General features: G+C 42.9%; 16 protein-coding genes. 12 read left to right on the forward strand and 4 right to left on the reverse strand.

Annotated features, from left to right (window positions below; translation table 11 throughout):
* The first annotated feature begins 232 nt into the window (after positions 1-232).
* The 10 genes from mutA to DWZ47_RS24480 all read left to right on the forward strand — a co-directional run bounded on the left by mutA (position 233) and on the right by DWZ47_RS24480 (position 19,709).
* Entirely contained in the window at positions 233-2,134 is a 1,902-nt protein-coding gene (gene mutA / locus DWZ47_RS24435) for a methylmalonyl-CoA mutase small subunit (RefSeq protein WP_004299438.1), read from the forward strand.
* Position 2,135: 1 nt separating this feature from the next.
* Entirely contained in the window at positions 2,136-4,283 is a 2,148-nt protein-coding gene (gene scpA, locus DWZ47_RS24440) for a methylmalonyl-CoA mutase (RefSeq protein ID WP_004299440.1), read from the forward strand.
* A 227-nt stretch (positions 4,284-4,510) separates the two neighbouring features.
* The gene (locus DWZ47_RS24445; protein ID WP_004312400.1) at positions 4,511-5,131 is read left to right on the forward strand and encodes an RNA polymerase sigma-70 factor; all 621 of its coding nucleotides are present in this window, start codon (positions 4,511-4,513) and stop codon (positions 5,129-5,131) included.
* Between the two features lie 119 nt (positions 5,132-5,250).
* Positions 5,251-6,234: a FecR family protein gene (locus tag DWZ47_RS24450; RefSeq protein WP_004299446.1), complete on the forward strand. Its 984-nt coding sequence runs from the start codon at positions 5,251-5,253 to the stop codon at positions 6,232-6,234.
* A 32-nt stretch (positions 6,235-6,266) separates the two neighbouring features.
* Positions 6,267-7,412, forward strand: coding sequence for a hypothetical protein (locus DWZ47_RS24455; protein WP_022199125.1), 1,146 nt, complete (start codon positions 6,267-6,269; stop codon positions 7,410-7,412).
* A gap of 179 nt (positions 7,413-7,591) precedes the next feature.
* Positions 7,592-11,113, forward strand: a complete 3,522-nt coding sequence (locus DWZ47_RS24460; protein WP_022199126.1) for a SusC/RagA family TonB-linked outer membrane protein — start codon at positions 7,592-7,594, stop codon at positions 11,111-11,113.
* A 19-nt stretch (positions 11,114-11,132) separates the two neighbouring features.
* Entirely contained in the window at positions 11,133-12,890 is a 1,758-nt protein-coding gene (locus DWZ47_RS24465; protein ID WP_022199127.1) for a RagB/SusD family nutrient uptake outer membrane protein, read from the forward strand.
* Positions 12,891-12,914: 24 nt separating this feature from the next.
* On the forward strand, positions 12,915-14,474 hold the full coding sequence (locus DWZ47_RS24470) for an endonuclease/exonuclease/phosphatase family protein (RefSeq protein ID WP_061448595.1): 1,560 nt from the start codon (positions 12,915-12,917) through the stop codon (positions 14,472-14,474).
* 256 nt (positions 14,475-14,730) lie between these two features.
* Complete coding sequence (locus DWZ47_RS24475; protein ID WP_022199129.1) at positions 14,731-16,905, forward strand: DNA topoisomerase 3; 2,175 nt, start codon at positions 14,731-14,733, stop codon at positions 16,903-16,905.
* Between the two features lie 764 nt (positions 16,906-17,669).
* Positions 17,670-19,709, forward strand: a complete 2,040-nt coding sequence (locus DWZ47_RS24480) for a hypothetical protein (RefSeq protein ID WP_061448596.1) — start codon at positions 17,670-17,672, stop codon at positions 19,707-19,709.
* An 81-nt stretch (positions 19,710-19,790) separates the two neighbouring features.
* Here DWZ47_RS24480 and DWZ47_RS24485 read toward each other — a convergent pair whose 3' ends face one another.
* On the reverse strand, positions 19,791-20,657 hold the full coding sequence (locus DWZ47_RS24485; RefSeq protein WP_061448597.1) for a formylglycine-generating enzyme family protein: 867 nt from the start codon (positions 20,655-20,657) through the stop codon (positions 19,791-19,793).
* Positions 20,658-20,907: 250 nt separating this feature from the next.
* Between DWZ47_RS24485 and DWZ47_RS24490 the strand changes: the two genes are divergently transcribed.
* Complete coding sequence (locus tag DWZ47_RS24490; protein ID WP_022199491.1) at positions 20,908-21,966, forward strand: linear amide C-N hydrolase; 1,059 nt, start codon at positions 20,908-20,910, stop codon at positions 21,964-21,966.
* A 110-nt stretch (positions 21,967-22,076) separates the two neighbouring features.
* Here DWZ47_RS24490 and DWZ47_RS24495 read toward each other — a convergent pair whose 3' ends face one another.
* The gene (locus tag DWZ47_RS24495; protein ID WP_004299465.1) at positions 22,077-23,441 is read right to left on the reverse strand and encodes a dipeptidase; all 1,365 of its coding nucleotides are present in this window, start codon (positions 23,439-23,441) and stop codon (positions 22,077-22,079) included.
* Complete coding sequence (gene aroC, locus DWZ47_RS24500) at positions 23,441-24,517, reverse strand: chorismate synthase (protein ID WP_004306728.1); 1,077 nt, start codon at positions 24,515-24,517, stop codon at positions 23,441-23,443. The genes DWZ47_RS24495 and aroC overlap by 1 nt, the downstream gene beginning before the upstream one ends.
* 161 nt (positions 24,518-24,678) lie before the next feature.
* Here aroC and DWZ47_RS24505 point away from each other — a divergent pair, with 161 nt between their 5' ends.
* Positions 24,679-25,245 (forward strand): calycin-like domain-containing protein, encoded by a 567-nt coding sequence (locus DWZ47_RS24505; protein WP_117514994.1) that lies wholly within the window; start codon positions 24,679-24,681, stop codon positions 25,243-25,245.
* Here the strand turns inward: DWZ47_RS24505 and DWZ47_RS24510 are convergent.
* A complete protein-coding gene (locus tag DWZ47_RS24510; protein WP_117514996.1) occupies positions 25,242-26,027 on the reverse strand; it encodes a porin family protein in 786 nt (261 codons plus the stop codon). The genes DWZ47_RS24505 and DWZ47_RS24510 overlap by 4 nt on opposite strands.
* Between the last annotated feature and the right edge of the window lie 31 nt (positions 26,028-26,058).

The raw sequence follows: 26,058 nt of genomic DNA on the forward strand, positions 1-26,058 counted from the left end.
TGCAAAATTACTCATAACATTGGAGCTAATCAAATAAAAGAAGAACTAAAAATGAAGAATTTCTATGTAGATTGTATGCACTTGACGAATCGGGGCGTCCTGTGCGAATTTTCCCTAAAAAAGAGATTCGTTTTAACTTATTGGTTATATTTGCAGGTCGAACGACTGACATTTAGAAAGAGATAGATAAAAATAAAGACAATATTAATCTTGTTTTAATTTTAAATAAACTATGGCAGACAAAAAAGAAAAACTCTTCTCAGACTTTTCTCCTGCCTCCACCGAACAATGGATGGAGAAGGTTACAGCCGATTTAAAAGGTGCTGATTTTGAGAAGAAGCTCGTTTGGAAAACAAACGAAGGGTTTAAAGTGAAACCTTTTTACCGGATGGAAGATCTGGAGGATTTAAAAACTACTGATGCACTTCCTGGAGAGTTCCCTTATTTAAGAGGAACTAAAAAAGACAACAATGCATGGTTGGTTCGTCAGGAAATTAGAGTAGAATGTCCGAAAGAAGCCAATGCGAAAGCACTGGATATCCTAAATAAGGGTGTTGACTCACTTTCTTTCCATGTGAAAGCAAAAGAACTTAATGCGGAATATATTGAAACACTGTTAAGTGATATTCAGGCAGAGTGTGTTGAACTGAATTTCTCAACCTGTCAGGGGCATGTGGTTGAGTTGGCTAATCTGCTGGTAGCTTATTTCCAGAAGAAAGATTATGATGTGAAGAAACTGAAAGGTTCTATCAACTATGATTTCTTCAACAAGATGCTGACTCGTGGCAAGGAGAAAGGTGATATGGTACAAACAGCCAAATCTTTGATTGAAGCCATTCAGCCGCTTCCTTTCTATCGTGTGCTGAATGTAAACGCTTTATCATTGAATAATGCAGGCGCTTATATTTCTCAGGAACTGGGTTATGCTCTGGCTTGGGGAAATGAATATATGGGTCAATTGACTGATGCCGGTATTCCTGCTGCCATAGTAGCCAAGAAAATCAAATTTAATTTTGGTATCAGTTCCAATTATTTCCTTGAAATAGCGAAATTCCGTGCGGCACGTTTGCTTTGGGCAAATATTGTAGCTTCTTACAATCCCGAATGTGTGCGTGATTGCGAGAATAAAGGTCCTAACGGAGAATGTCGTTGCGCAGCAAAAATGGCGGTTCATGCCGAAACTTCTACTTTCAATCTTACTTTGTTTGATGCACATGTAAATCTGCTTCGTACACAGACTGAAGCCATGAGTGCTGCATTAGGAGGCGTAGACTCTATGACGGTAACTCCGTTTGATAAGACTTATGAGACTCCGGACGAGTTCTCAGAACGCCTGGCTCGTAACCAACAACTGCTGCTGAAAGAAGAATCTCATTTTGATAAAGTGATCGACCCTGCTGCCGGTTCTTATTATATCGAGAATCTGACTGTGGCTATTGCAAAACAGGCTTGGGAACTCTTCCTTGCTGTAGAAGAAGCAGGTGGCTTCTATGCGGCATTGAAAGCAGGAACTGTTCAGGCTGCTGTGAATGAGAGCAACAAAGCTCGTCATAAAGCAGTTGCACAGCGTCGTGAAGTGCTGTTGGGTACCAACCAATTCCCGAACTTCAATGAAAAGGCTGGCAATAAGCAACCTGTTGAAGGTAAGTGTTGTTGCGGAGGTGACTCTCACACTTGCGAAAAAGAGGTGGATACTCTGGTGTTCGATCGTGCTGCCAGTCAGTTTGAAGCATTGCGTCTCGAAACAGAAGCATCAGGCAAACGTCCGAAAGCGTTCATGTTAACCATTGGTAATCTGGCCATGCGTCAGGCACGTGCTCAATATTCTTGTAACTTCCTGGCTTGTGCCGGTTATGAAGTAATTGATAATCTGGGATTTGAGACAGTAGAAGCAGGAGTAGAGGCAGCTATAGCTGCAAAAGCTGATATTGTTGTTATCTGTTCCAGCGATGATGAATATGCTGAATATGCAATTCCTGCTTTCAAAGCACTGAATGGTCGTGCTATGTTTATCGTTGCCGGTGCTCCGGCTTGTATGGACGACCTGAAAGCTGCAGGTATCGAAAACTTCATCCATGTTCGTGTCAATGTATTGGATACCTTGAAAGAGTTTAACGCTAAACTATTGAAGTAAGATGAGAAAAGATTTTAAAAACATCGATATATATGCCGCATTTCAGCCGACTAATGGTGCTGAATGGCAAAAGGCTAACGGTATCTCCGCTGACTGGAAAACACCGGAACACATTGAAGTGAAGCCTGTTTATACAAAAGAAGACCTCGAAGGAATGGAACACCTTGGCTATGCTGCCGGACTTCCTCCTTATCTGCGCGGTCCGTATTCAGTTATGTACACTCTTCGTCCTTGGACCATCCGCCAGTATGCCGGATTCTCTACCGCCGAAGAATCAAATGCATTTTATCGCCGTAATTTGGCTGCCGGTCAGAAAGGTTTGTCAGTGGCATTCGACTTGGCTACTCACCGCGGTTATGACCCCGATCACGAACGTGTAGTAGGTGACGTAGGTAAAGCCGGTGTATCTATCTGTTCATTGGAAAATATGAAAGTGCTGTTTGATGGTATCCCATTGAACAAGATGTCTGTGTCTATGACAATGAATGGAGCTGTACTTCCGATTATGGCATTCTATATCAATGCCGGTCTGGAACAAGGTGCTAAACTCGAAGAAATGGCCGGTACTATCCAGAATGATATTCTGAAAGAATTCATGGTGCGTAATACTTATATTTATCCGCCTGCATTCTCTATGAAGATTATTTCTGATATTTTCGAATACACTTCGCAGAAGATGCCTAAGTTCAACTCTATCTCTATCTCCGGTTATCACATGCAGGAAGCAGGCGCAACCGCGGATATCGAGTTAGCTTATACATTGGCCGATGGTTTGGAATATCTTCGTGCAGGAACGGCAGCAGGCATTGATATTGATGCATTTGCACCGCGTCTGTCTTTCTTCTGGGCGATTGGAACCAATCACTTTATGGAAATAGCCAAGATGCGTGCTGCACGTATGTTGTGGGCAAAGATTGTGAAACAATTCAATCCGAAGAACCCGAAATCACTGGCGTTGCGTACTCACTCGCAGACTTCCGGCTGGTCACTGACCGAACAGGATCCGTTCAATAACGTAGGACGTACCTGTATTGAGGCTATGGCTGCAGCTTTGGGGCATACTCAATCTTTGCATACCAATGCATTGGATGAGGCTATTGCTCTTCCAACAGATTTTTCTGCACGTATTGCACGTAATACACAGATTTACATTCAGGAAGAAACTTACATCTGCAAGAACGTTGACCCATGGGGTGGTTCTTACTATGTAGAATCTCTGACGAACGAACTGGCACACAAGGCTTGGGAGCATATTCAGGAAATTGAAAAACTGGGTGGTATGGCGAAAGCTATCGAAACAGGTATTCCAAAGATGCGTATCGAAGAAGCTGCTGCACGTACACAGGCTCGTATCGACAGTGGTCAGCAGACAATTGTCGGTGTGAACAAGTATCGTCTGGAAAAAGAAGCTCCGATTGATATTCTTGAAATTGATAATACAGCCGTTCGTCTTGAACAGATTGAAAACCTGAAACGTTTGAAAGATGGACGTAATCAGGCTGAAGTGGACAAAGCATTGGCAGCAATTACCGAATGTGTGAAGACTGGCAAGGGTAACTTGTTGGAATTGGCTGTGGAAGCAGCTCGTGTTCGCGCAACATTGGGTGAAATTTCTTATGCTTGCGAACAGATAGTAGGACGTTATAAAGCAATAATTAGAACGATATCAGGCGTGTATTCATCAGAAAGTAAAAACGATAGCGACTTCAAACGTGCTTGTGAACTGGCCGAGAAGTTCGCGAAGAAAGAGGGGCGTCAACCTCGTATCATGGTTGCAAAGATGGGACAGGACGGTCACGACCGTGGTGCTAAAGTCGTAGCAACCGGTTATGCTGACTGTGGCTTCGATGTGGATATGGGACCGTTGTTCCAGACTCCGGCGGAAGCTGCTCGCGAGGCTGTTGAAAACGACGTTCATGTAGTAGGTGTTTCTTCACTGGCTGCCGGACATAAGACATTGGTTCCGCAAATTATTGAAGAACTGAAGAAACTGGGTCGCGAAGACATTGTAGTGATTGCCGGTGGTGTTATTCCTGCACAAGATTACGATTTCTTGTATAAGGCAGGTGTAGCTGCTATCTTCGGTCCGGGTACTCCGGTAGCGAAAGCTGCTTGTCAGATTCTGGAAATCCTAATGGATGAAGAATAAGGAAAACTTTCTTATTGACAGATTGTATATGCAATAAGTGGGAAACCATGAATTAATAGAAAAAAGGGTCAGTTACTGACCCTTTTTTTGTATCCTATTATTGAAAACTTCCTTTTTGGCGTTTTATAAAAAAGTACCTCAAATTTGATTTATTGAAAAAATATTCATAATATTGTCATCACTTTGTTAACTGTTGACCCGTACCTTTGCGCATAAATTTCTAAACTATGGTAGATTTCATGGATGATAAACAATTATTGGGAGAGCTGAAAAGAGGCAATAATGCAGCTTTTGAGTTTCTGTTCAAGAGTTATTATCCTCGTTTGCGAGGGTATGCTATTCGTTTTATAGAAGATGAAGAAACGGTTCGTGATATTATTCAAGAGTGTTTCTTACGATTTTGGGAACGTCGCGAAATGTTATCTGCCTTCTCACTTACTTCTCTTCTTTTTTCTATGGTCCGCAATGGATGTCTAAATTATCTGAAGCATCGCTCGATTGTTGAAAAGTACCGGGTGGAGTACCTGGCAAAGGTGGATGGGGAAGAAAGACTCTACTATGCAGACTTTATGCAGGATGCAGAACATAAATTATTATACAAGGAATTGCAGGAGCAGATTGCCCTTGTGCTTAATCAGTTGCCGGACAGGTCGCGTGAGATTTTTTTGTTAAGCCGTTTCAGGGGATTGAAGAACAGAGAAATCGCAGAAAAACTACAAATATCTACCACAGCAGTCGAAAAGCATATAGCAAGGGCTTTGCAATATTTCTCCCGGCATTTCAGCGAACGCTATCCGGTGGATCTGTATATAGTGATATTGGCATGGCTGATGATGGAGCAGAAATAATCAATGCACTCTTCGATTATATAAAGAATAAGAAGCAGGAAAGTTTTTTTCTGCTTTTTTTGTTTCAGAGGTTGGGTAAAAGAAATATGGGTTGTTACATCTTATAGAAAGTGAATATAATGAAGCAAGAAGAAAATATCCGTGAATTGGCTATTCAGTATTTTGAAGGACGCATATCAAGAGCTGACGAAAAGAATCTGTTCGAATATATCGAACAGGTGGAAGGTGGCTATGGCAGGTTCCGTCAATGGGAGAGAGAATGGATGAATCACCGGAATACCGATTCGGAGACAGATGCCGAATGGGAAGCTTTGAAGCATAAGATGTATACGCAGGAAGCGATTGTCCCGTTATTGAAAAAGTCGAAACCTGGTATATGGAAGATAGCCCGTATCGCTGCCGTTATAGCATTGATTGTCGGTACTACGTTGGGTATTCAACAGGCTATTTACTTGTTTACGCCAAAGACTTTTTTTGTTTGCGAAGCTCCGTTGGGGGATAAGAGTAAGATACAGCTTTCGGATGGTACAGTTGTATGGCTGAATGCAGGTTCCGTATTAAGATATTCGAATCATTTTAATACAGCCGACCGGGTGGTGGAGCTGGAAGGAGAGGGGTATTTTGAGGTGACTAAACAGAATGGAAAGCAATTTACAGTAAAGACGCATGAATATGATGTGGTGGTAAAAGGTACGAAATTTAATGTATCTGCCTATTCAGACGATTCGTATATAACAACCACCTTGCTGGAAGGAGCAGTAGAGTTGAATTATAAAGAAGATCAGATACGGATGTCTCCGGGAGAATCTATTTCTTTGGATTTGGTAACAAGACAGTTGAAAGGAAAGAAAGTAAATGCACGTCAGGCAATGGCGTGGGCGGAAGACAGGATTGAATATGATGACATTACGTTAGGAGAGATGGTGAAGAAGCTTTCACGTCAGTACGATGTGCATATTCAGTTAGAGTCGGAGAAATTGGGCGATATGAAGTTCCGTGTTTCGTTGCGTAATAAAGAGACAATCGTAGATGTAATGGATGCACTGAAAGAAATCATACCTATCAAAGTAGAATATAAGGAAAAGGATATATATATAAGATAAGAACTCAATGTTTAATTGTAAAGAAATCAAGTATGAATATTACTCAAATAGGCAGATTTGGGATGCTGTTGATGATGGCATCTGTTGCAATCTCGTGTTCTGACCCTAATCCTTTGGACTCATACACTCGTGTTCCGTTCGAAAAAACGGAAACGGATGACGGAAATAGTGATGGTGACGGAGACGGTGCCGGCGGTTTGTTCGAGAAAGGAAACGGAACGGACAGCAAACCTTATATGATAATGAATGCTACGCAGATCAGAAATATGCGTAGTGTGTTGAAATCGGGAATGAAAGTTTATTTCCAGTTAGGTGCTGATATTGATATGGCAGGCATTGATGACTGGCAGTCGTTGAATGGTTCCGGTGATTTTCCTTATGAAATAGATTTTGACGGAGACAGCCATGTCATTAAGAACTTCAAATGTTCTGCCGGTGATTATCCAAGTTTCTTCGGAGTATTGTGCGGTGATTGTCGTAATGTGGGCTTTGTGAATGCTTCTGTATCATCTGCTCGGCAGGGGATTGGAATTATTACCGGTTATCTCGGACTTAAAGATAAAGGTAACGGAAATAAGACAGGAAGAATTGTGAACTGCTATACGACCGGCGAAGTAATCGGTTCTGGTGCGGCAGGTGGAATAGCCGGTGTATTGGCAAATAGCTATGATGGGCAAGAAAGTTATATAAAGAACTGTTATTCAAATGCAACGGTCAGCGATCAGGCGGCAAGTGGCGGAAAAGCAGGCGGTATTGCCGGACGGAAAGTAGGTGTCGGCGGATTTATTGAGAACTGCTATGCATACGGAGCAGTCAGTGCAACTAAAGGAGGCGTAGGCGGTATTTTGGGACAAATCGACAAAAGTTGTGACATTGCTATCAAGAACAGCGCAGCATGGAGTAACTTGACCGGAGTGGATGCTTCGTCAACCGTAGGACGCATTGTTGGGGTCTCTGCTTCATTAGGCAGTTATGAGAATTGTTACGCCTGCGAAAGTATTGTACTCAAAGTGAATGAAAAAACGATTACCGCATCAGACGAATCATCAGCCACGGGAACAACTTTTCACGGAGTGGCGAAGTCAGCGGAAGAACTGGGGAATATCATCGTAGCCTGGAATCCGAATCTTTGGAAAAAAGGAACGAACGGTTATCCGATATTCCAGTGGTCTGAATAAATAAAGCCAGTCGATACAAAAAAGCAGAAATAATCTGCTTTTTTGCTTTTATAGGGGTTGGGCAGATGAATGATGAGTTGTTTTATCTTATAGAAGCGATTCAGAGAAATACTACAATCGAATATATATATCCTTAAATATAAATCACTTTAAATTGTAACAACTTAATTGATAAAATTATGAATGACCGAAGAAACTCATTTTTTAGACTGTTTCTCCTGATTCTGTTGTGTTTGGGCGTCCAGTCACTACGGGCGCAGACAGTTACAAAGGTCTTTAAAAATGAGCCGCTGAAGGCGGTATTGAAAGAAGTTGAGCGGCAGACGAAGTACTCCATTATCTATAAAACGGACGAGGTTAATGAAAACAAGAAGATAACGGCTTCCTTTCAGCAGGCAACTGTTAATAATGTGCTTGCTACTGTTTTGGATAAGGATGTAGAGTATAAACTACAAAACCGGATGATTATCATCACAAAGAAAACAGAACGTAATACTACTGCCGTCCCATCGCAGCCTTTACATCGGGTTAAGGGGAAAGTGGTCGATGTGAACGGTGACCCGGTAATCGGTGCCAGTGTACAGGTGATGGGACAGTCTATGGGAACGATCACGAATTTGGATGGTGAATTTACATTATCTTCGGTTCCGGCCAATGCCCTAGTCGTTGTGTCCTATATTGGATTTGAGAAGAAAGAAATTAAAGTCTCCGACTTGCAGAAATCTTCGAGAGTAATACTCCGGGAGGATACGGCTACGCTGGAAGAAGTGGTGGTGGTAGGCTACGGTACTCAAAAGAAAATAAACCTGACGGGAGCTGTTGCAGTAGTAGACAGTAAAGCGATGGAAGACAGACCCGTGCCGAGAGCCTCACAGATGTTGCAAGGGACTGTGCCCAATATGAATGTAACTTTTGGGTCTGGGTATCCGGGAGCTTCGGCAACTATCAATATCCGTGGTGTGAATTCTATCAGTGGCAATGCATCGCCATTAGTGCTGATTGACGGAATAGAAGGGGATATCGACCGCTTGAATCCGAATGACATCGCTTCCATTTCCGTATTAAAAGATGCATCTTCGGCCGCTATTTACGGGGCTCGTGCTTCTTATGGTGTTATCCTCGTGACTACCAAGGAAGGCTCCGCCCGCAAGACTACCGTTTCGTATGATGGAAGATATTCATGGAGCAATCAGACGACTTCTACTGATTTTGAAACCAGGGGATATTATTCGGCAGGCATCAACGACTTGTTTTATACCAATTATAACGGAAAGCCTTATACCAACTATACGGAAGAAGACTACCGCCAGCTTTGGTTGCGCCGGAATGATAAAACGGAGAATCCCGAACGTCCCTGGGTAGTTACCGACCAACGTGACGGAAGAGATACATACGTCTATTACGGTAACTTCGACTGGTATAATTATCTTTATCGTAAAAACAGACCGATGTGGGAGCACAATATCAGTGTCAGTGGGGGAAATGAAAAGTTGAACTATTATTTATCAGGAAATACAGTTGACCAAACGGGTATCTTCAGACAGAATCCTGATAAATACAAGGTGTATAATTTCAGAAGTAAAATCTCGGCAAAGATCACTCCACGACTGACAATCAGCAATAACACGAAGTACCATTATAATAGTTACTCTTATCCGGGATTATCGGGTATTAATAACAACTTCAATACTGCGGTGAATCATGCACTGGCGAGCTTTGTACCCATTAATCCGGATGGCAGTGCGGTGTATCTGACTTCGTTGAGCAATTCTGCTGTTTTGGATGGCATGGGAGCTATCCTTGCTTATGGAAAACATAAGAATGAAGACCAGCGATATGAGTTTTCCACGACTTTCGAAGCAAGTTTCAATGTAATGAAGAACCTGAATGTCCGTGCAAACTACAGCTACCTGCACTATAACTATCAGACCATGAACAGAACAGTAAATGTACCATATTCCAAATATCCGGGTGAGATATCCTATCTGACTACCGGAAGCGGTGTGAATCAGTTGAAGGAAACACAGACCAATCATTGGTATCAGGCTTTCAATGTTTATGGTGATTATATGCTGGATATTGCCGACCATCAGATAAAAATCATGGCAGGTTACAATTATGAAACCAAGCGTCTGAAAGATATCAAAGTCTCCCGCCAGGGTTTGCTCTCCGATGACTTGAATGACTTAAATCTGGCAGTCGGAGATGCGATGACTATGTCCGGCGGACAGAATGAATATGCGCTTTTGGGAGCATTTTATCGTCTTAATTACTCCTATAAAGGAGGTCGTTACCTATTTGAGACAAGCGGACGTTATGACGGAAGTTCACGTTTCAGAAGCGGACACCGTTTCGGTTTCTTCCCCTCGGCTTCCGTAGGATGGAGAATCAGTGAAGAACCGTTTTTCGGGAATTTAAAGAAGAATATTGATAATGTGAAATTGCGTCTCTCATACGGTTCGTTAGGAAATCAGCAGGTAGGATATTACGATTATATCCAAACCATTAATACCAACGGTACAATGAATTATATCTTTGGCGATCAGAAGAAAGGCTCTTATGCAAGTGTCTCCGACCCGAATTCCGCCGACCTGACCTGGGAAACCGTTTCGACTTGGAACGTAGGACTGGATCTCGGATTCCTGAACAACCGCCTGAACCTGACTGCCGATGCCTATGTTCGTGATACTAAAGGTATGCAAACTTCCGGCAAAAAGCTTCCCGGTGCTTATGGAGCCAACGAGCCCAAGCAAAATGCAGCCAACTTGCGTACCAAAGGCTGGGAATTGATGCTGACTTGGAATGATGCTTTCAAACTGGCAAACAAACCTTTCCGTTATAACCTGTCCGTAGGCTTGGCAGATAATACATCGGAAATAACCAAATTCGATAATCCTTCCAAGATATTGAGTGATTATTATGTAGGTCAGAAATTGGGAGATATCTGGGGATATGTAGTAGACGGACTTTTCAGGACAGACGAAGAAGCGGCAAACTATAACGTCGACCAAACAGCAGTCAACTTCGTTATCAATACAGCGCAGGTGAATCCGGGACTTCACGCCGGTGATATGAAATTTGTTGATTTGGACGGCGACCATACAATATCTTCCGGCTCGAACACGGCAGATGATCCGGGCGACCGCAAAATAATCGGAAACTCATTGCCGCGCTATACATACAGTATTCAAGGTGGTTTCGACTGGTATGGATTCGACTTCTCCATCTATCTTCAGGGAGTAGGACATCAAGACTGGTATCCGGGTACTAATTCTGTATTCTTTTGGGGACCATACGCTCGTCCGTATTCATCGTTCATTCCACGCGATTTCTTGAGCCAGGTATGGAGCCCGGAAAATCCCGATGCTTATTTCCCACGTCCGATAGGGTATCTTGCCCTCGGCAATAACCGTTCTTTGGGAGTGGTGAACGACCGTTATTTGCAGAATCTGGCTTATTGCAGAGTGAAGAATATCACAGTAGGCTATACGATTCCCGCCGTATGGACGAAGAAGGTAAAGATAGAACGCCTGCATATCTATTTCAGTGGTGAGAATCTGTTTACCTTCTCTCCGCTAAAGAGCGACTACATTGATCCGGAACAAGCATCGGCAGAAAATTCCATCCAATCGGCAAATGGTAACGCAAAGTTGTATCCCTGGTCAAAGACCTATTCTTTTGGAGTGAACGTAACTTTTTAAACTAACTAATATTTGAATTATGAAACCTGTTTATATAGTATCTTGGTTGTTCGCGTTGGCGATATCTTTCGTGTCTTGCGACGATTGGTTGGATAAGACACCCAAAGACCGCCTGTATCCGGATGTATATTTCAAGACTGAAGATGAGTTGCGATTATTTACGAATCAGTTTTATAACAATCTGGTTCCGTCCGCTGTCGATATTTATTCCGAGTCGTCCGATTTGATTGTCAAGTCCGACTTGATGCTCGAAATGTCCGGACAGCGCATCATACCCGATGAAGGAAACGGTTGGAATTTTACGGCACTTCGCGATATTAATTTCTATCTGCAGTATTCCCATAACTGCACGGAAGTGAATGCCCGTAACCGTTACGATGGTGTTGCCCGTTTTTTCAGAGCTTATTTCTACTTTGAGAAGGTGAAGAGATATGGCGATATTCCCTGGTATGACAAAGCACTCGACTCGGATGATCCCGAATTGTATAAAGCCCGGGACTCACGTGAATTTGTCATGCAGAAAATGCTGGAGGACCTGGATTTTGCGATAGCCAATCTTCCGAAAACGAAGAATGCGTATGTACTGACCCGGTGGACGGCATTGGCACTGAAATCCCGTGTCTGCCTGTTTGAGGGTACTTTCCGCAAATATCATGGACTGGAGGATTGTGAAAAATACCTGAATGCTTGTGTCTCGGCTTCTGAAACCTTTATGAACGAAAGCGGATATACACTCTATAAATCGGGCAGCACACCTTACAGGGATTTATTCGCTTCCATAAATCTACAAGCGGATGAAGTGATTTTCGGGCGTGACTATGAAGCTTCTCTTTCTGTGCTTCATAATGTGCAGAATTATGAGAACTCCACCACAATGGGACGTCCGGGAATGAACAAGAAGATTGTGAATTCTTATCTGATGGCGGACGGAAGCCGTTTCACGGATAAAGCCGGTTATGAAACGATGACATTCGATCAGGAATGTCAGAATCGGGATCCACGACTGGCACAAACCATTCGTACCCCTGGATATACGAGAATCGGAAGTACAAAGAAAGAAGCCCCGAACCTGGCTTATACTATGACCGGATATCACCTGATAAAATATTCGATGACGGCTAACTACGATGAATATAATAAATCGTGCAACGATATTCCCCTGTTCCGCACGGCAGAGGTGTATCTGAATTTTGCAGAAGCAAAAGCCGAACTAGGCACTTTGAAGCAAGCCGACATCAATAAATCTATTAAATTACTTAGAGACAGGGTAGGAATGACTAATCTGGATATGGAACTGGCAAATTCAAAACCCGACCCGTATTTGATGAGTGCCGCCACAGGTTATCCGAATGTGAAAGGAGCCAATCAGGGAGTAATCCTTGAAATCCGTCGCGAACGAACCATCGAACTGGCAATGGAGGGTTTCCGTTATTACGACATCATGCGTTGGAAAGAAGGTAAACTATTTGAGAACGATCTGCTGGGAATCTATGTTCCCGGGCCCGGAACTTACGATTTAGATAAAGACGGTACGGATGATGTCTGTTTCTACGTAGGAACAAAACCTGCCGGAAATGTACCTTTATATTTAGAGATCGGCGAGCAGATTCGCTTGTCGAATGGCGAAAGTGGTTATATCATCTGTCATAGTCTGATTACCAAGAAATGGAATGAAGACAGAGATTATTTGTACCCTGTTCCTATCAGCGAACGTACTTTGTCCAATGGTGTGATAACACAGAATCCCGGTTGGAATGACGGATTGAACTTTAATTAATTAGATTCAGAAATATAAATTCTTATGAAAAATATGATTTCTTATATATGTCTTTTGGCAACCGTGTTTGCCAACTTGTCCTGTGCCGACGACATGGACAACTCTAAATTCGATAATATGATACCTTACGGTAAACAGGAAGTTTCCTATACTTATCCGAAAGGGGAGGGGAACCTTAGAGTGTTGACCTTTAATATAAGGCATTGTGCCGGTAACGATGACGTGATTAATTATGACAGGACAGCCGCTGTTATCAACGGAATGGAACCCGATGTCGTTTGCCTGCAGGAAGTGGACTACATGACTACCCGCAGTAATAAAGTCGACCAACTGAAAACCTTGGCGGATAAAACAGGCATGAATTACTATTTTAGTAAGTCAATCGCTTACCAGGGTGGTGAATACGGTAATGGCCTTTTGTTCAAAGGGACGCCGATCAGCACGAAGACTTATCCCCTTCCCGGTGCCGAACTCCGTTCTGCTGCCATAGCCGAATTTGAGAACTATGTAGTTATCTCCACCCACTTGGCTTTGGAAGAGAATAATAGAGTTGAATCTGCAAAACAGCTCACAGACCTTGCCAAAACATATAATAAAGTGGTTTATATGGCTGGTGACTTTAACGAGGACTTGATGAATGGCACATTCTTTACGGAACTGAAGAAAGAATGGGAGGTTGTCAGTTCTACAGAAAACACTTTTCCTACCGGACAGGCTACCAAACGGATTGATTTTGTCGTTACTTTGAAAACTCCACCTACCACTGTGGTAAAATCGAATGTAATATACAACCTGGATGGTGTCAACGTAGCAATAACTTCCGACCATTATCCACTTTATTGTGATTTTAAGAAGCCGACCGGACTTGAAGAATATCCGAAGGCAGAAGGTGACCTGCGCATAGGTAACTATTTCCTGACCTATTGTAAAGGTACAGATGGCGTGATTGATTACGACCGGACAGGACGTATTATCGCCAAAATGAATGCGGATATTGTCTGCTTGCAGGGACTGGATAAGGAGACGGAACGTTCGGAAGGTATCGACCAGTTGAACGTACTGGCACAGAAAGCAAATATGTATGATTACTTTGCTAAAGCCATTGATTATAAAGGCGGTGAATTCGGTGTTGGTATACTGACAAAAGAAGAACCTGTAAGTGTAGACAGATACCAAATGGCGGGAAAGAGCGAGATGCGTGCAGCCATGGTAGTGGAATATGAAAAGTTTGTAGTAGCCAGTACCAACTTCGATACGGATATGGCAAAGCGTATAGAGGCCCTTCAAACGTTAGAAACGAAACTGTCTGCCTATAATAAACCTGCATTCTTGTTAGGATACTTCAATGAGGGCGACTTGGAAAGCGAATTTTTCCAAATGGTGAAGAGTAACTGGAATCTTCTTAGTGCCGATAAGTCTACCGAAGTCAGTGGTAAGAAACGTCGCCTTGACTTTATCGTGTCTTTGAAGAGTCACAACGTAAATGTGACACAGGCTGATGTGATAGAAAGTCTGTCGGGAGTAGATGTGACCGTTGCTTCTACACATTATCCTCTTTTTTGTGATTTCTCCGGTTTAAAATAGAAACGTTATAGAGAGGCTGCACAGAGCTATGCACATATCGTGTGTAGAACTGTGCAGCTTCATTATATAGCTTATCAAACATCAAATGGAGTGGTATAAAAAAGGAGAAAGCGGTACATCTTGAAAACTATTCAGTTGAAGTTATCATTCTTTCTCCGATCTATGCCTTTATGGACTTTTTTCTCTCTTCATGCGGTCAATGAGAAATAATCGTGTAACTTTGTAAGCTGTTAGTGTAAAAACAAGAAGAGAAAAAATGATAGTTTGCATAGCCGAAAAGCCATCAGTAGCACGCGATATAGCCGAAGTACTCGGCGCTCATACCAGAAAAGAAGGATATATAGAAGGAAACGGATACCAGGTGACCTGGACATTCGGGCATCTTTGTACCCTGAAAGAGCCGCATGAATACACGCCTAACTGGAAATCATGGAATTTAGGTAGCCTGCCAATGATTCCTCCACGTTTCGGCATCAAGTTGATAGAGAATCCTACCTACGAAAAACAATTCCACATTATCGAGGGACTGATGCAGAACGCAGATGAAATCATCAACTGCGGTGATGCCGGGCAAGAGGGAGAATTGATTCAGCGTTGGGTGATGCAGAAAGCAGGTGCACGCTGTCCGGTGAAACGTCTGTGGATTTCTTCATTGACAGAAGAAGCTATCCGGGAAGGGTTTGCGAAGCTGAAAGATCAGACAGATTTTCAGTCACTCTATGAAGCCGGACTTTCTCGTGCGATGGGTGACTGGCTATTAGGGATGAACGCCACCCGTCTTTACACCATTAAATACGGTCAAAATAAACAGGTACTCTCTATCGGTCGTGTACAGACACCGACTCTGGCACTGATTGTCAACCGTCAGTTGGAAATAGCTAATTTCGAACCCAAGCAATACTGGGAACTGAAAACCAACTATCGGGATACCACTTTTTCCGCACTTATCCGCAAAAGTGATGAAGAAATTGCTGCGGAAGAAGAAAAGAACGGTGGAAAAAAGAAAATAGATAATCCGGGTATCGACCCTATTGCTAACCGGGAAGAAGGCGAGGCATTGGTAGAACGCATAAAGGATCTTCCGTTTGTAGTCACTAGTGTTGGCAAGAAAGATGGGAGAGAGTTTGCCCCACGTTTGTTCGACTTGACTTCTCTTCAGGTAGAATGTAATAAGAAATTCGCTTATTCGGCTGATGAAACGCTGAAACTGATTCAGTCTCTTTATGAGAAGAAGGTAGCTACCTATCCGCGTGTTGATACTACTTTCTTGAGTGATGATATTTACCCGAAATGTCCCGCTATCCTGAAAGGACTCCGTGATTACGAAGTCTTGACGGCTCCGTTAGCCGGCACTACACTTCCTAAATCGAAAAAGGTATTTGACAACTCGAAGGTGACGGATCACCACGCCATTATCCCCACCGGAGTCTATGCTCAAAACCTGACGGATATGGAACGTCGTGTCTATGACTTGATAGCCCGTCGTTTTATAGCCGTATTCTATCCGGACTGTAAGATTTCTACTACTACCGTCATGGGCGAAGTGGATAAGATAGAATTCCGGGTAACCGGAAAACAAATCCTGGAACCGGGATGGCGTGTCGTGTTTGCAAAGGACGTAAAAGATCCTACTGAAGAAAAAGAGGAAGAGGATGAAAATGTACTCCCTACCTTTGTGAAGGGTGAAAGTGGTCCTCACATTCCCGACTTGAACGAGAAATGGACACAGCCGCCCAGACCTTATACCGAAGCAACACTGCTCCGTGCAATGGAAACAGCCGGAAAACTGGTGGATAATGATGAACTTCGTGATGCCTTGAAGGAGAATGGTATCGGCCGGCCGTCTACCCGTGCTGCCATCATTGAAACACTGTTCAAACGAAATTATATCCGTAAGGAGAGAAAGAACCTGATTGCCACCCCGACAGGAGTGGAGTTGGTGCAGCTCATTCACGAAGAATTATTGAAATCGGCGGAACTGACAGGTATTTGGGAAAAGAAGCTTCGCGAAATTGAAAAGAAGACATACGATGCCCGCCAGTTTCTCGAAGAACTGAAACAGATGGTTTCGGAAATAGTGATGAGTGTACTTTCTGATAATACAAACCGACGCATTACTATTCAGGATGCAGTAGCTGCAAAAGCCGAAGAGAAAGCAAAGAAAGAGCCTAAAAAGCGTGAACGAAAACCAAGTACACCGAAAGAAAAGAAACCAAAAACAGAAAAAGCGGCAAGTGAAGTGAGTTCTAATTCGGCACCTTCTCCGGCTCCGGTTACTACTCCTGCTTCAATTCCTTCTGCTACAGGTGATGTAGATACGTTTGTAGGTCAGCCATGTCCGCTTTGTGGTAAGGGAATTATTATTAAAGGAAAAACCGCTTACGGATGTTCGGAATGGAGAAATGGATGTACTTTCCGGAAAAATTTCTAATAGAAAAGGGATAAGATAATTGGAAGTAAAAAGTCCGTCATATCACGAAGAGAGTGAGAGATGGAGGTGCTGCAATTAGCAGGTTAGATTTAATCTGCATGATATGAATGCGGTCTCTTTATTATGCTGTACTGAGATAAATTAAGTGCGTTTGCATTCCAGGCAAATTTCCTATCTTACTATTGCTTTTTACTGATTTATTTTGTATCTTTAGTGATTTTCATCCTTTCAGAGATAGATGGTCACCTTATAAAGTGACATTAGTCATTCTATAAGGTGACCATTGTCCCGTTGTAACGTGACGACTACTCGAGTGCATAAAAGATTCTTAGTTTCTGCATAGAAAATCTTAAATCTATGCACTGAATAATCTTAGATACAATAAAGGTTATGGAGATATTATTTGATGGAAGTAGAATATCTTACTCCATTTTTATACGAATTTTACTTCGTTCCATAGCTGTTATCTTGCGATTAATGTCTTCTTGTACTGGTGAATTTCATTTTATATACTGCCATACGATAACAAGGTAAAGTACACTGCTGAAAATAGTTAAGTGAAAAACTATTTGATTTGTTGAAAAATACTATATTTGTACACAACTCTAAATATTCTATTTATGAAACACGACTGTCAACCAAATCCCATTGATACGGATTATATGGTATTGGTGCATGATATGGTACGATTATCAGAACAAATAGCTCGAAATGTACACAATATGGGCAGGACTTGTATGTTTTGCTATCAATAAGTTATAAGCATGAACCGTTTTATAAACTACTACAAGAAGATATTCTCACAAGAGTATATGGATCGCACCATTTCGGGAGGTATCAAGTCGCAGCTCACCCTGTTACTCGTTACTATTGCTACGGTGCTGGCTATCTTCTTTATCATCGTGATGTTCTTTTCTATCCAATTGTATGGACATGAGGAATGGGGCGAAAGGCTCTGGGTGGTGTACAACAACTTTGTGGATCCTGGTAACCAAATGAACGAGACAGCTTGGTCCAGCAGGCTATTGCTGGGAATTGTTAGCTTTTCGGGATCCATTTTATTGGGCGGTGTGCTCATCTCTACCATTTCCAACATTATAGAGCGGCGTGTGGATGTGGTAAACACGGGGCGAATGACTTACCGCAACATAACTCAACACTATGTATTGATAGGCTTCAATGAACTAACTATCAATATGATACGCGAACTATATAACGAATGTCCTTCGGCACGTATCTTGCTGATGAGCGGTATAGAGGCGGCAACGGTACGCCATCGCATACAGTCTGCCTTGCCCGTCGAAATAGAGCGGCAAGTGCTTGTTTACTTTGGCAACATTGAGTCGATCGAAGAACTTCAGCGGTTGAACATAGCGAGCGCGAGTGAAGTGTATGTACTGGGTGATGAAGAACGTTGCGGACGCGATGCTAAAAATATAGCGATTGTGCATTTGGTGAGTGCTCTGCGTGGCAAATGTTCCGATGGCAAGGTGATGCCTGTATATGTGCAGTTCGACAGTATCCCTTCGTACTCTAACATACAGAAAATGAATCTGCCGCCGGAGGTGTTTTGCATTGAGGGGAAACCTAATATTTTTTTCCGTCCCTTTAACCTCCACGAGAATTTGGCCCGGCAACTATGGAGTCTCTATGCTGCCGATAGTGAAAGATATTATGATCCGCTAGACTATCGCCCCATAAGCATAACGCAACAACCTGATGGAAACTGGACTGCTACTAGTCAAGACTATGTGCATCTGGTTATTGTGGGATTCAATCGGATGGGACGCTCGTTGCTGCTTGAAGCACTACGTATCTGCCATTATGCCAATTACGATGACCGTCTGCCGACAGATGAGCGCATACGTACCCACATCACTTTAGTAGATCGAGAGATGGAATCACAGAAAGACTACTTCAAAGCTCAATTTCCTTATATAGAGAGTCAGATAGGCGATATTGAGGTAGAATATTGCCATGACGACATTTGTAGTACTGCTATGCGCACCCGTCTACAACAATGGGCACAAAATAAACACTGTATGCTTACAGTGGCTATTTGCGTGCATGATCCCGATTTGAGTCTCTCATTAGGACTCAACTTGCCGCATGAGGTTTATCAGCATCAATGTCGTGTACTTATCCGTCAGGATTTCAATAACGATTTGTCGTCGATAGTGGACGATGAGCAAGGGCGTTATCGTTATGTCAAGGTGTTTGGTATGGTAGATAGGGGGATGAAGAAAAATATCTTGCAGGATAAACTGGCTTTGTATGTGAATTACCTCTACGATTGCTGCTATACAGATGAAAGCCTCAAGCAGAAAGAGGTGTTGAAGAAGATGTATGAATCTTATGGCAACCACTCTGCCGATTTCATTTTGATGAATCATCAGGCACAGTTTCTGTGGAACAAATTGAGCGAGCCGTTACGTTGGGCTAACCGCTATCAACTGGATGCCTATAGTGTATTTTGTCGTACGCTAGGCTACGGTATTAAGCGGAGCGACCGTTCGCCGGCACGCATATCCGGATCTATGTTCAATGAGAATCTACCGTCTCAAGTTTTGTATCTACTGGTGCGCATGGAGAAATACCGATGGAATGCCGAACGTACGGTAGCTGGTTGGAGACGTGCCGAGGTGAAAGATAAGGTTTTCTTGCAACATCCTCTCATTATGCCTTTCAACGAATTGCTGCAAAAGTACCCCGAAGAGGTAGAGAAGGATGCCGACGTTATTCTTAATCTGCCTTATGTACTGGCATTGGGAGGATATGAACTCTATAAACTGGCCGATCAATAAGTCGACTTGACATTTGTATATAATAACAGTATTTAGAACAATGAGGAGCTAAAATAATACAGTGAATAATATGCTCCTCTTTTAATTTGGTAGTGACATTACCAACCGTAATCCGTAATCAATATCCCATCGTTGCGGGTTAACTCCGTAGCGGCTGGTGACTTTACAATATTTCTCGAAGGTATAATAACTACCTCCACGCAACACTTTATGCGTATCTTTTTCGCTTATAACCGGAGCGATGTTTCCGGTAAAAGGAACCTTTCTGTCATACCAGTCCATGCACCATTCATATACGTTTCCACTCATGTCATAAAGTCCCAGTTCGTTGGGCTTCTTCGTTCCTGTTTCTTTGGATACGTAAGTATTGTAATATTTTTCTCTAAACCAGGCAACCTGTTCTGCATTATTGCTGCCGGCATAGATGAAATTCTTGGTTTTTAGTCCCCCACGTGCTGCATATTCCCATTCTGCTTCGAAGGGGAGACGGAAGGGTAGACCGCTTAATTGAGAAAGTTTTTGGGTAAATCGTTGAGCGTTGAACCAATTGACTTGGTCTACCGGATAGTTACGTCTGTGTTGGTTAGAAGGATTTTCTCCCATAATGACATACCATTCATCCTGACTAACTTCATATCGGTTGATGAAAAAAGAGGCTACATCCACGGGATAGTTGTTGTTGTCTCCGAGATTGGCTGTACCACCTTCCACATAAACCATATTCCATAGTATATAGCGTATAACCTCTTTTTGTTCTTTATTTATTGTCGGCGACCAATGCAAGGCTTTTTCCAATTTGGAGGGGAGAGTGTCAATAATACTTGCTTCTCTTCGACATTTATCGTGGTATCGTTGCCACATTTGTTGTTCTTGCGCTCTGCTTGATAATGCGATTCCTTGTAATAGAAAGCAAATGATTATAGTTTGTTTGGTGTACCCTTTTATCATGATAATTGTATGTTTATTTATTGGACGAACTAAAGTAGCAATGACTGCAATAGTAACACTTAAATTTATTTAATATTTTTCGCTAAGAAATGATCTTTGTGATGATAACCCTCATACGTTGAAAACCCAAAATTTCTTCCTGCATTGAATAAATGCCTTTTTTTCATTAAAATCCTCTTTCTTTTAGGCAATAATCGTGGCGCGTTTGTTATTTATAAATAAGAAGATCAATTATTTAAATAGAATGAACATGAAGAAAAAATTAGCAGGAGTTGCATTGGTGTTGGCTGCCGTCTCTTTGATGAGTATACAGCCTGTAGAAGCATGTACGCGTGCAGTGTATATAGGCCCTGACCAGATGGTGATAACAGGACGTACAATGGACTGGAAGGAAGATATCATGACGAATATCTATGTATTTCCGCGTGGTATCCAACGTATGGGACATAACAAAGAGAAAACTGTGAACTGGACTTCCAAATATGGAAGTGTGATTGCTACAGGATATGATATAGGTACTTGTGACGGAATGAACGAGAAAGGATTAGTGGCTAGCCTGCTTTTCTTGCCGGAATCCATTTACTCTCTTCCCGGCGATACCCGTCCGGCAATGGGCATCAGCATTTGGACACAGTATGTGCTTGATAACTTTGCCACGGTACGCGAAGCGGTGGATGAATTGAAAAAGGAGACTTTCCGCATTGATGCTCCCCGTATGCCGAATGGAGGACCGGAGTCTACCTTACATCTGGCCATAACCGATGAAACAGGCAATACGGCTGTATTGGAATATCTGGATGGGAAATTAAGTATTCACGAAGGAAAAGAATACCGGGTGATGACAAATTCTCCTCGATATGAACAGCAGTTGGCCATTAATGATTACTGGAAAGAAATCGGTGGCTTACAGATGTTACCCGGAACCAATCGGGCAAGCGACCGTTTTGTACGGGCTTCATTCTACATTCATGCCATTCCCCAAATTGCGGATGCAAAGATTGCAGTTTCCAGCGTATTGAGTGTGATGCGTAATGTTTCCGTGCCATTTGGTATTAATACACCGGAGAAGCCTTATATATCTTCTACCCGTTGGCGTTCCGTATCCGATCAGAAGAATAAGGTATATTATTTCGAATCTACCCTGACTCCGAATTTGTTTTGGCTGGATTTGAAGAAAATTGATTTTAGTCCGAAAGCCGGCATTAAGAAACTGTCTCTGACAAAGGGCGAAATTTATGCAGGTGATGCAGTGAAGGATTTGAAAGACAGCCAATCATTTACCTTCCTTTTCGAGACTCCGGTCATGTAATTTGTCAGTGTGATAGATATATAAAAGAGTGGTGGACAAATGCTTGTAATCAAGCTTGTTCACCACTCTTTTATATGTATCGTTTATAACTTGATTGTTATTTATCCGCTTTATCGTCTGGCATATTCCTGATGAAACTCTATGACTGCCTCTATCCCTTTCCGGAAGATATCCAATGAGCAGTTCTCGTTCGGAGAATGGATCGCATTCGATTCGAGTCCAAATCCCATCAATACGGTTTTGATTCCCAATACCTGTTCGAAAGTAGAGATGATGGGAATACTTCCGCCACGGCGTACCGCCAACGGCTTTTTCCCGAAAGCGATCTCGAAACCTTTCTCTGCTGCCTGATAGGCAGGAAGTGAAATCGGGCACACATATCCTTGTCCCCCGTGCATGGGAGTCACTTTTACCTGTACTGTATCAGGCGCGATACTAAGAATATAATCTGCGAACATTTGCGAAATCTTATGGTGATCCTGATGCGGTACTAACCGGCAAGATACTTTAGCATAAGCCTTTGAAGGCAGTACGGTTTTAGAACCTTCTCCTGTATATCCGCCCCAAATGCCACATACGTCAAAAGACGGACGGCAACTGTTACGTTCCAATGTGCTATATCCTTTTTCTCCGAAAAGCTCTTTTACACCGATTGCTTCTTTGTATTTCTTTTCGTCAAAAGGAATATGGGCTATCATTTCCCGTTCGGTTTGCGGCACTTCTTCCACATCATCGTAGAATCCGGGAACAGTGATACGTCCGTCGGCATCCGTTACTTTGCTAATAATCTGGCAAAGCGCGTTGATCGGATTGGCTACCGCACCCCCGAAATGTCCGGAATGCAAGTCACGATTCGGTCCCGTCACTTCTATTTCCCAATAAGCCAGCCCGCGCAGACCAGTAGTCAATGAGGGCAGTTCAGCTCCTAGCATACTCGTATCCGACACCAGAATAACGTCTGCTTTCAGCAATTCTTTATGTTCTTCGCAGAAAGCTTCCAGACTGGGTGAACCTATTTCTTCTTCACCCTCGAAGATGAACTTCACATTATTCTTCAGTAATCCGTTTTTGACGAGATATTCAAATGCTTTCACCTGAATGAACGATTGTCCTTTGTCATCATCCGCTCCACGTGCCCAGATATGTCCGTCACGTATTTCCGGTTCAAACGGTTCGCTTTTCCAGAGTTCCAATGGTTCGGCCGGCATCACATCGTAATGAGCGTAGATTAATACAGTCTTTGCATCCGGGTTCACGATCTTTTGAGCGAAAACAACCGGATTGCCCTGTGAGGGCATTACCAATGCTTCGTCCACACCTGCTTCCAATAACAGTTGTGCCCAGCGTTCCGCACAAGCCAGCATATCGTCGTGGTGCTCTGGCAGAGCACTGATACTGGGAATGCGAATAAGGCTGAACAAGTCATCCATCATCTTTGGTTCGTGTGCCGCTATGTATTTCTGAATCTCGTTCATTAGAGTTGCGTCGTTTTATCCAGTAAGTAATAATCGAGTATGGTCATGGCAGCCATTGCTTCTACGATAGGTACGGCACGAGGTAATACACAAGCGTCATGACGTCCGCGTGCTTTCAGAGTGGTGTCGACGCCATCAATGTTGACAGTTTCCTGTTCCATCAGCAGCGTGGCAATCGGTTTGAACACTACACGGAAATAGATATCCTGACCATTACTCAATCCTCCCTGAATACCTCCGGAGTGATTGGTGTGCGTCTCGATCCGTCCGTTATTGTTATAGAAAACATCGTTCTGTTCGGAACCTTTCATTTTCAATCCCTTGAATCCTTCACCGTATTCGAATGCTTTGGCAGCGTTGATGCTTAACATGGCGTTACCCAGGGCAGCATGAAGTTTACCGAAAACAGGTTGTCCCAATCCGATGGGGCATCCCTTAATGACACAGGTCAGTGTACCTCCGATGGTATCGCCTTCACCTTTTACCTTATATATAAGGTCTGCCATTTCTTTTGCTTTTTCAGGGTCCGGACAACGTACATCGTTGGTTTCTATCAGGTCGAAATTATAGTCCGAGTAAGTACCCTCAAGCTTGATAGGACCTACCTGTGAGGTATAGGCAGTGATATTGACTCCCAGTTGGCGGAGTGCCAGCTTAGCCAATGCACCGGCTACAACGCGCGAAATCGTTTCGCGTGCAGAGGAACGTCCGCCGCCGCGATGGTCACGGATTCCATACTTCACCGTGTATGTGTAATCAGCGTGTGAAGGACGATATACATTTTTCAGATTGTTGTAGTCATTGGGGTGTTGGTTTTCATTCCAAACGATAAAACCGATAGGACACCCGGTTGATTTCCCCTCAAAAATACCTGAAAGAAACTCTACTTTATCAGCTTCTTTGCGTGGGGTGGTAAGGATTGATTGTCCCGGACGACGGCGATTTAGTTCTTGTTGTACAAATTCTTCGTCGATGGTAATTCCTGATGGGAATCCGTCAATCACTCCTCCAATTCCTTTTCCATGAGACTCACCGAAACTTGTGAGTCGAAAGATATTGCCAAATGAATTAAACATAGTTGTGGCTTTTTTAAAATTACTATATGCAAATATAACAAAGTTTTCGGTAAGAAAGTTGCGAACTCGAAATAACTTCGAAAAAGGAAGCATATTGAACCTTTTTTCTTCTTTTTAGTTTATAAAGGACGAATTTATTGTAATAACTAAACCAAAGACGTATGAAAAAGAATCTATTGTATTTATTGGCATTGGTATGTTCTCTTACTCTCTTTGCTGCTTGTAGCAGTGATGACGACGATAGTGATAACAAGAATAATGAGAATCCTCCCGAAGAGGAAGCTGTGATAACGGCTCCGAATGTAATCGGAACGTATTGGGGAAATCTGGATATATCCATGATACCGGATGGCTCCGATCAGGAAATTGTCATCGGCGACGGAATAGAGAAGTTTATCACGCTTTCGCAGGTCAGCAATACGGAAGTGAAGATTGAACTGAAGGATTTTGAATTGTTCATCAACCAGCAGATATTAAAATTTGGAGATATTGTCATTGATAAATGTGAAGTGAAAAAGGGGGAAGGTATGTCTACATTCACCGGACAGCAAGATCTTACATTTGAAGGAGATGCTGCCTCTTTGGGTACTTGTCCTGTAACAGTTACGGGAACTGTAGAAGGTGGAAATGCAGACATGACTATTAATGTGAAAGTGCCTGCATTGAAACAGACGGTGAAAGTAACCTACTCCGGAGTGAAGCAGGTGGCAGAGCCTAGTGGGACTTAAAAAGCATACCCGAAACCTATATTCAAGTAGATGGGGTACATGGCAAAAGTGACTGTATTAAAATCGTTTTTAAATATATCATTCAATCCCCAGGTAAGATCGGCATACACATTGAGGTGCTTGAAGGCTCGCCATTCGGCTCCTATCTGTAATCCCCACTGGAAATGTCTCAAGTCGTCCGAGAAATCGTATGTTGCAATTTTACCGTCGGTAAACTCAACCTTCGGACCGGTGGGATTATCTTCCCGCAAATATCCTTCGTATACGTGACCTGAAAATTCTCTTGAAAGTAGATAGGAGAAATAAGGCCCGGCTTTGATGTTCCACCGGTTGGTTAGTTTGTAGGTAGCCATCAGAGGTATTGTCAGTCCGGCAGTATGTACTTTGGTTTTTACTCCGCCTGTCCATACTCCGCTGATTCTTTCACCTCCCTGCCCGAGAATCTCCATATTGTAATTCTTCACGGTGGCTTCGGTAGTCATTGCTTTGTTTTCAAGTCGCAATCCGACTATAATTCCGAGCTTGTTCTGAACGGCAATCCATTTGGTCACTTCACCTCCTATACTGATAGCTAATGTCGGGTTATATCCGTCAATGGAACGGATTTCCACCGGAAGAGGAAGCGGGGCTGTGCCGCCAATGCTGAAACCTGCTTTTATCTCATATTCCAGTCCGTGAAGGGCGGAACGGATCAGTGTTTCATTTCGATCAACCTGTGCATAGCCGGGGAGGGCTATTCCTATACAGGTTAGTAAACTGAATATATACGGATAGATTTTCATCGTTTTTGTTGTTATAAAGTTATTTAGTTCC

It is taken from the genome of Bacteroides sp. AF32-8BH (assembly GCF_003435205.1).
In the GTDB taxonomy this organism is placed as follows: domain Bacteria; phylum Bacteroidota; class Bacteroidia; order Bacteroidales; family Bacteroidaceae; genus Bacteroides; species Bacteroides ovatus.

Bases quoted from the DNA above. Each gene is read 5' to 3' on its own strand.
- mutA (WP_004299438.1), top strand. From the start codon at position 233: ATGGCAGACAAAAAAGAAAAACTCTTCTCAGACTTTTCTCCTGCCTCC.
- scpA (WP_004299440.1), top strand. From the start codon at position 2,136: ATGAGAAAAGATTTTAAAAACATCGATATATATGCCGCATTTCAGCCG.
- DWZ47_RS24445 (WP_004312400.1), top strand. From the start codon at position 4,511: ATGGTAGATTTCATGGATGATAAACAATTATTGGGAGAGCTGAAAAGA.
- DWZ47_RS24450 (WP_004299446.1), top strand. From the start codon at position 5,251: ATGAAGCAAGAAGAAAATATCCGTGAATTGGCTATTCAGTATTTTGAA.
- DWZ47_RS24455 (WP_022199125.1), top strand. From the start codon at position 6,267: ATGAATATTACTCAAATAGGCAGATTTGGGATGCTGTTGATGATGGCA.
- DWZ47_RS24460 (WP_022199126.1), top strand. From the start codon at position 7,592: ATGAATGACCGAAGAAACTCATTTTTTAGACTGTTTCTCCTGATTCTG.
- DWZ47_RS24465 (WP_022199127.1), top strand. From the start codon at position 11,133: ATGAAACCTGTTTATATAGTATCTTGGTTGTTCGCGTTGGCGATATCT.
- DWZ47_RS24470 (WP_061448595.1), top strand. From the start codon at position 12,915: ATGAAAAATATGATTTCTTATATATGTCTTTTGGCAACCGTGTTTGCC.
- DWZ47_RS24475 (WP_022199129.1), top strand. From the start codon at position 14,731: ATGATAGTTTGCATAGCCGAAAAGCCATCAGTAGCACGCGATATAGCC.
- DWZ47_RS24480 (WP_061448596.1), top strand. From the start codon at position 17,670: ATGAACCGTTTTATAAACTACTACAAGAAGATATTCTCACAAGAGTAT.
- DWZ47_RS24485 (WP_061448597.1), bottom strand. From the start codon at position 20,657: ATGATAAAAGGGTACACCAAACAAACTATAATCATTTGCTTTCTATTA.
- DWZ47_RS24490 (WP_022199491.1), top strand. From the start codon at position 20,908: ATGAAGAAAAAATTAGCAGGAGTTGCATTGGTGTTGGCTGCCGTCTCT.
- DWZ47_RS24495 (WP_004299465.1), bottom strand. From the start codon at position 23,441: ATGAACGAGATTCAGAAATACATAGCGGCACACGAACCAAAGATGATG.
- aroC (WP_004306728.1), bottom strand. From the start codon at position 24,517: ATGTTTAATTCATTTGGCAATATCTTTCGACTCACAAGTTTCGGTGAG.
- DWZ47_RS24505 (WP_117514994.1), top strand. From the start codon at position 24,679: ATGAAAAAGAATCTATTGTATTTATTGGCATTGGTATGTTCTCTTACT.
- DWZ47_RS24510 (WP_117514996.1), bottom strand. From the start codon at position 26,027: ATGAAAATCTATCCGTATATATTCAGTTTACTAACCTGTATAGGAATA.